Here is a 6,698-nt window from a genome sequence, read left to right as displayed (position 1 = left end):
GAGCATGGATTTTGTCAGCGACCAGTTAGCCAGTGGTCGGCGCTTGAAATGCCTGACGGTCGCCGATGACTTCAGCCACGAAGCGGTGCAGATTGCGGTGGATTTCTCGATGTCCGGTCAATACGTCACGCGGATGCTGGATCAGGCGGCGCAATTTCGCGGCTATCCGTCAGCGATCCGGACGGACAATGGGCCAGAGTTCACCAGTCGGGTATTCATGGGCTGGGCGCAAAGCCGCGGCATCCGCCACATCCTGATTCAACCAGGGCGGCCGATGCAGAATGGTTACATCGAAAGCTTCAATGCCAGACTCCGCGACGAATGCCTGAACGAGCATGTCTTTGATTCGCTGGCGGAGGCCAGACAGATCATCTCCGCGTGGCGGGACGATTACAATCAAGTCCGTCCCCATGGATCGATTGGCCGGATACCACCAGCGGAATTTGCGGCACGCCATCGCCAGGCACAAGTAGCAAGCCAAAGATCAGCAGGTTCCACCACCATGCAAACCTAGGGGCTGTTGACGTTTGGTGGGCGGTCGCGCCGGGATGCGTTTTGCGACGAATCGAGGCGTTTCGCGCGCCGCATAGTCATTCTCTGCCAGCGCGGAACAACGAAGAGTCGGCGCGAAAGGCACCCGGCCCTGCGGGTTTGGCCGCTTTGGGCCGGAAGCCACGTTGCCCAGCCCTTGCATAGAATGACTATGCGGCGGACTGTGCGCCTTGCTTCCGGCACAAATCGGCTCAAACGCGATCCACTCACCAAACGTCAACAGCCCCTAGGACTTCTCTCCTGATTGCTGGTATGGCTGGCGGGGGCAGATCACCATAAGCTGGCCAAAATCGACGATTTGCACCCATAAGCCGGCCAAGACCTGATACGACCGTACCAAACGCGGAAAGCCTTGCCTGGCGATGCTATCAGTAGATTGCGAATGGGAAAATTAATATGACATTGAGATAACAAAGGGGAGAAACGTGGAACGGGAAGTATAAGCTGGCCGTTTTGGCCAACTTATGCTTCCCGTCACTCAATATTTGATTGCCAAGGGAATTATTGGTGGACCGAAGGAGGATCGAACTCCCGACCTCTGCATTGCGAACGCAGCGCTCTCCCAGCTGAGCTATCGGCCCGTCGATGGATATCGACGCGCAAATACTAGCACGACGGCATTTCGTTTGACCAGCCCCCTGCTCCTGCCGGCTCCGCGCCGGCCAGCGGCAGGCTGAACCAGAACACGCAGCCGCCCTCCGGGCTGCTGACGGCGCCGAATTCGCCGCGGTGGAATTCCACGATGGAGCGGCAGATATTGAGGCCGATGCCCATCCCTTCCGGCTTGGTGGAGTAGAACGGCGTGAACAGGTTGTCCTGCATGCCGGCGGCCAGTCCTGGGCCGTTGTCCACCACTTCCACCCGCCATTTGCCGTTGCCCACGCAGGTATGCAGCTCCACGCCGGGGCGCGGGGTGCCGGCGTCCACCAGCGCTTCGATGGCGTTCTTCATCAGGTTCAGCAGCACTTGCTCGATCAACACCGGGTCCATGTCTACCTGGCAGGGGCGGCGGTCTGGTTCCAGTTGCAGGTTGACGCCGTTCTTGGCGGCCAGCGGCTCGGCCAGCAACAAGGCGCGCTGCACCACGCGCGCCGGCTCCACTCGCTCCAGCTGCGGCTCATGTTTTTTGACGAAGGCGCGGATGCTGCTGACGATTTGCGCGGCGCGGCGCGATTGTTCGGCAATGGCTTGGATGGCGTCGCGCACGCCCGCCGGCAGGGCCAGTTCCTCCGGCAGCCGGCGGCTGACGCCGGCTGCGTAGGTGTGGATGGCGGTGAGCGGCTGGTTCAGCTCATGCGCCAGCGTGGAAGCCATTTCGCCCATGGCGATCAGCCGGGCGGTGTTCTGAAAGCGCTCCTGCTGCGCCTGTTCGCGCTCTTCGCGCCGACGTTCGGCCGTGACGTCGCTGAGGATGGCCAGCCAGGCGGTTTCGCCGGTCACCCACTCAATGCGGCGGCGGCGCAGCAGCAGACAACGCTCGCCGGTGACGATGAACTCCTGGCCGTACTCGTCGCCATCGCGGCCGGCGCGCAGGCCCGGCAGCAGCACGCAGCACGGCGCGTCGGCGTCGCCCACTTGCCACATCTCGGCAAAACCCGGATTGGCGTACAGCAGTTGGCCGCTGCCCTGGTCCACTACGCACACGCCGGCGGCCAGGCCATTGAGCACGGTGAGGAAGCGGCGGTGCGCCGCGTCCATTTCCTTGCGCTGACGCTGGCGTTCGGTGATGTCGAACATCGAAGCGATCCAGCCATGCTGGCTGCCATCTTCCTGCACCAGCGGCGTGGCGAACAAGCGCACCACCAGCGTGTCGCCACGCTTGCGCATCAGCGTCAGTTCAAAACCCTGCTCCTGCTGGCGATTGTCGCGCACGGCATCCATGGCGTCGGCCAGCACGTCGTGCTGGTCCTGCGGCCAGAACGGATGCGGCGGATGGCTGCCGACCAGTTCCTCCGGCGCGAAGCCCAGCATGTCGCAGAAGGCGCGGTTGACGCGGACGATCTCCCCTTCCAGCCCAATCGCCACCAAGCCGCTTTTCATCGAGTTCTCAATCGCCTGGCGCAGCGACACCTCCTGCGCCAGCTTCTGCTCCGTCGCGGCCCGCTCGCGCATATGGCGGCGGATGCGCCACACCGCATACAGCAGCGTCAGCAGCAGCACGATGATGATGCCGGTCAGCACCGGCAGCGTCAGCCCCAGGCCGCTGCGATAGCTGACCGCCCTCAGGTACAGGCCATAACCCGGTGGATCAAAGCTGGTCTGGTGCGAGATATTGCCCGGCTGCTCGGCGGCGTCGAACTTTTGGGCCAGCGTCTTGCCGCCCACGTCCAGAATGCTGATGTAGTTCTTGGAGGCGATCCACCATGGCACCTGGTGGTACAGCAGGCCATCCAGCAGGTAAGACACGCGGATGCCTCCCAGCAGCTGGCCGTCGCGCACCAGCGGCACGGCCAGGTCGAAACGGTATTTGCCATCGACGCCCTGATACGGGGCGCCGTAGCTGGCCCGCATCAGGCGGCCGGCGCGCCACAACGCGTCATATTCTGAAGAGTTGAGCTGCCGGCCGTCGCGGCGGATGCCGTGCGAATCCCACTCCACCTGATGATTCAGCCCCACCCGCTCCAGCGTCACCAGCTCGGGATTTTCGCGCAGATAAAACGCCGCCAGATGGGCAAAACGGGCGCTGTCCGTCTTGCCGGCGGCGATGTCGCGCGCCATGGCATCCGCCCACTCCTGATGCCCCTCCAGGTGCATGCGCAGCGACTGCTCCAGCCACAGCACTTCCTGGATCAAGTTGTCCTGCTGCTCGTCGCGCCAGTCTCGGTACACCAGGTAGCTGAGGCTGCACAAGGCCAGCAGCAGCGCGATCAGCGCAAGGCTGACGCTGGGCCACAGCAGGCGCGGGGTACCGCGAAGAGAGGAATCGGTAACAGGCATGTCGGGCAGCCGGGCAGGGAATGGCCTTGATGATAACGCGCCCGCGCCAAATCGGGGCAACATGCCCCTGTTCTGGAATTCCCTAATGGTCAGCGCGGCATGGTGCTACTACTTTAAGTAGTAAAACCGCCGGCCCGATCCGGCCCATAACATCAAACAACGCTACCAATGGATGGAGAACCTTACATGAAGCTCAAGCATATCGCGCTGGCATTCTGCGCCAGCCTCACCCTGTCCGGCGCAGCCCAGGCGGCCGGCGAAATCGTCATCAAGTTCAGCCATGTCGTGGCGCCGGACACGCCCAAGGGCAAGGCGGCGGAATACTTCAAAAAACTGGCCGAGCAGCGCACTCACGGCCGCGTCAAGGTGCAGGTTTATCCCAACAGCCAGTTGTACAAGGACAAGGAAGAACTGGAAGCGCTGCAACTGGGCGCGGTGCAGATGCTGGCCCCCAGCCTGGCCAAGTTCGGCCCGCTGGGCGTAAAGGAATTCGAAGTATTCGATCTGCCCTATGTCTTCGACAACTACGACCAAGTCAACAAGGTGATGCACGGCCCCATCGGCAAGCAACTCTTGGGCAAGCTGGAGGGCAAGGGCATCAAGGGCCTGGCCTACTGGGACAACGGTTTCAAGAATTTCTCGGCCAACAAGCCGATCAAGAGCCCAGCCGACCTGAAGGGCATGAAGATACGCATCCAGTCGTCCAAGGTGCTGGAAGAGGAAATGCGCACGCTGGGCGCGCTGCCGCAGGTGATGGCCTTCTCCGAGGTGTACCAGGCGCTGCAGACCGGCGTGGTGGATGGCACCGAGCTGGAAGCCTCCAATCTCTACACCAGCAAGTCCTATGAGGTGCAGAAAAACCTGACGCTGACCCAGCACGGCTTCCTCGGCTACGCGCTGATCGTCAACAAGAAGTTCTGGGATGGCCTGCCGGCCGATGTGCGCGCGCAGCTGGACAGCGCGGTGCAGGACGCCACCGTCTACGCCAACCAGATCGCCAAGCAGGAAAACGAAAAAGCCGTCGCCGCGATCAAGGCATCCGGCAAGACACAGGTCTATACCCCCACCCCTCAGGAGCGCGAGGCGTTCAAGAAAGCGCTGCTGCCGGTGCACCAGAAGATGGCCGCCCGCATCGGGCCTGAGCTGCTGAAGGCCATCTACAAGGAAACCGGCTTCAACCCCGCCAAGTAAAGGCGATCCGCCGCGCCCTGCCGGGCGCGGTTTTTCCATGCGCTGAGGAAACCCGCCATGCTGAAAATCCTCGACCATCTCGAGGAGTGGATGATTGCCTGTCTGATGGGGGCCGCCACCCTGATCACCTTCGTCGCGGTGCTGCACCGCTACGGCTCGGGCATTCCCACCCTGCAACCCTACCTCGCCCACATCAATCTATCGTGGGCGCAGGAGCTGACCGTTTACCTGTTTGTGTGGATGGCCAAGTTTGGCGCCGCCTATGGCGTGCGCACCGGCATCCACGTCGGCGTGGACGTGCTGATCAACCGCCTGCCGGACAAGACCCGTGGCTACTTCATCGTGTTCGGCCTCTTGGCCGGCGCGCTGTTCACCGGCATCGTGGCGGTGATGGGCGGCGACTTCGTCTGGAACATCGCCCACACCGACCAGACCTCGCCCGACCTGGAAGCGCCGATGTGGCTGGTTTATCTGGCCATTCCGGCCGGCTCCTCGCTGATGTGCTTCCGCTTCCTGCAGGTGGCCTGGAACTTCATCCGCACCGGCACGCTGCCCAAGCACGACCACGGCCATGTGGACGGCTTGGAAGGCGACGAGACGCTGGATAACCTGCACCCGCACGACATCAACCGTGGAGGCCGTCCATGAGCGCGCTGATCATTTTCGGCCTGCTGCTGGCGCTGATGCTGACCGGCATGCCGATTTCCATTTCGCTGGGTCTGACCGTCCTGACCTTCCTATTCACCATGACGGAGGTGCCGGTCACCTCGGTGGCGCTGAAGCTGTTCACCGGCATCGAGAAGTTCGAGATCATGGCGATTCCGTTCTTCATCCTGGCCGGCAACTTCCTGATGCACGGCGGCGTGGCGCGGCGCATGATACGCTTCGCCACCACCCTGGTGGGCCACTGGTACGGCGGCCTGGGCCTGGCCGGCGTGGTGTCCTGCGCGCTGTTCGCCGCCATCACCGGTTCTTCCGTCGCCACCGTGGTGGCGGTCGGTTCCATCATCCTGCCGGCCATGCTGAAACAGGGTTATCCGCAGCGCTTCGGCGCCGGCGTCATCACCACTTCCGGCGCGCTGGGCATCCTGTTCCCGCCGTCGATCAATCTGGTGATGTACAGCATCGCCACCGCCGGCATGGACGTCACCGGCCCCAATGGCATGAGCGTGTCCACCGCCTCGGTCGGCCAGCTGTTCATGGCCGGCGTGCTGCCCGGCCTGTGCCTGTCGGCCCTGCTGGGCCTGACCACCTGGTATCGCGCCAAGAAGTTCGACTACCCGCGCTTGCCGCGCGCCAGCTGGGGCGAGCGCTGGCAGGCTTTTCGCGAATGCGTCTGGGGCCTGCTGCTGATCGTGCTGGTGATAGGCGGCATCTACTCCGGCATCTTCACCCCCACCGAGGCGGCGGCCATGGCGGCGGTGTACGCCTTCGTGATCGCGGTATTCGTCTACAAGGACATGGGGCTGCAGGATGTGCCCAAGGTGCTGATCAACGCGGCGTCGATGAGCGCAATGCTGCTGTACATCATCACCAACGCCGTGCTGTTTTCCTTCCTGATGGCATCGGAGCAGATTCCGCAGACCATGGCGGCGTGGATGGCCAGCCAGGGCTTCGGCATCGTCGCCTTCCTGTTGTTGACCAACATCCTGCTGCTGGCCGCCGGCAACTTCATGGACCCGTCGGCCATCGTGCTGATCATGGCGCCCATCCTGTATCCGGTGGCGGTGAAGCTGGGCGTCAATCCCATCCACTTCGGCATCCTGATCGCGGTCAATATGGAAGTGGGCATGTGCCATCCGCCGGTGGGACTGAACCTTTATGTCGCCTCGGGGATCACAAAGATGGGCATTACCGAGCTGACCGTGGCCGTGTGGCCTTGGCTGCTGACCATGCTGGGTTTTCTGGTCGCGGTGACATTCATTCCGGAAATCTCGCTGTGGCTGCCGCGGATGCTGGGCATGCTGCATTGACATTTTCAAGTCAAGCGATATGCAGCCGCGATGGGGCCGCCCATC

The 6,698-nt window shown here is 62.8% G+C and carries 5 protein-coding genes and 1 tRNA gene; 4 read left to right on the top strand and 2 right to left on the bottom strand.

The genetic code is table 11. The features are described 5' to 3' along the window. Positions 1–514: integrase core domain-containing protein (locus QUG01_RS18385; protein WP_500831347.1), on the top strand; the 514-nt coding region annotated here is incomplete at its 5' end. Between the two features lie 543 nt (positions 515–1,057). Here QUG01_RS18385 and QUG01_RS18380 read toward each other — a convergent pair. After that, positions 1,058–1,133 (bottom strand) — tRNA-Ala (locus QUG01_RS18380). A gap of 25 nt (positions 1,134–1,158) precedes the next feature. After that, positions 1,159–3,489, bottom strand: a complete 2,331-nt coding sequence (locus tag QUG01_RS18375) for a PAS domain S-box protein (protein WP_500831346.1) — start codon at positions 3,487–3,489, stop codon at positions 1,159–1,161. Between the two features lie 186 nt (positions 3,490–3,675). On the opposite strand from QUG01_RS18375, the gene QUG01_RS18370 reads away from it, so the two are divergent. From QUG01_RS18370 to QUG01_RS18360, 3 genes are read left to right on the top strand one after another with little or no spacing between them, the layout of a single operon-like run. Then, positions 3,676–4,680, top strand: a complete 1,005-nt coding sequence (locus tag QUG01_RS18370) for a TRAP transporter substrate-binding protein (RefSeq protein ID WP_500831345.1) — start codon at positions 3,676–3,678, stop codon at positions 4,678–4,680. Positions 4,681–4,737: 57 nt separating this feature from the next. Beyond that, entirely contained in the window at positions 4,738–5,328 is a 591-nt protein-coding gene (locus QUG01_RS18365; RefSeq protein WP_500831344.1) for a TRAP transporter small permease, read from the top strand. Then, positions 5,325–6,653, top strand: a complete 1,329-nt coding sequence (locus QUG01_RS18360) for a TRAP transporter large permease (RefSeq protein ID WP_500831343.1) — start codon at positions 5,325–5,327, stop codon at positions 6,651–6,653. The genes QUG01_RS18365 and QUG01_RS18360 overlap by 4 nt, the downstream gene beginning before the upstream one ends. The last annotated feature ends 45 nt before the right edge of the window (positions 6,654–6,698 follow it).

Source organism: Chromobacterium sp. CCUG 76385, from assembly GCF_059916625.1.
The sequence above is the reverse complement of the archived record's forward strand: the minus strand, read 5'-3'. Positions and strand labels throughout refer to the sequence as shown.

What these genes read in the sequence shown, in the direction of transcription:
- QUG01_RS18360 (WP_500831343.1), top strand. Translation starts at nt 5,325, where the DNA reads ATGAGCGCGCTGATCATTTTCGGCCTGCTGCTGGCGCTGATGCTGACC.
- QUG01_RS18365 (WP_500831344.1), top strand. Translation starts at nt 4,738, where the DNA reads ATGCTGAAAATCCTCGACCATCTCGAGGAGTGGATGATTGCCTGTCTG.
- QUG01_RS18375 (WP_500831346.1), bottom strand. Translation starts at nt 3,489, where the DNA reads ATGCCTGTTACCGATTCCTCTCTTCGCGGTACCCCGCGCCTGCTGTGG.
- QUG01_RS18370 (WP_500831345.1), top strand. Translation starts at nt 3,676, where the DNA reads ATGAAGCTCAAGCATATCGCGCTGGCATTCTGCGCCAGCCTCACCCTG.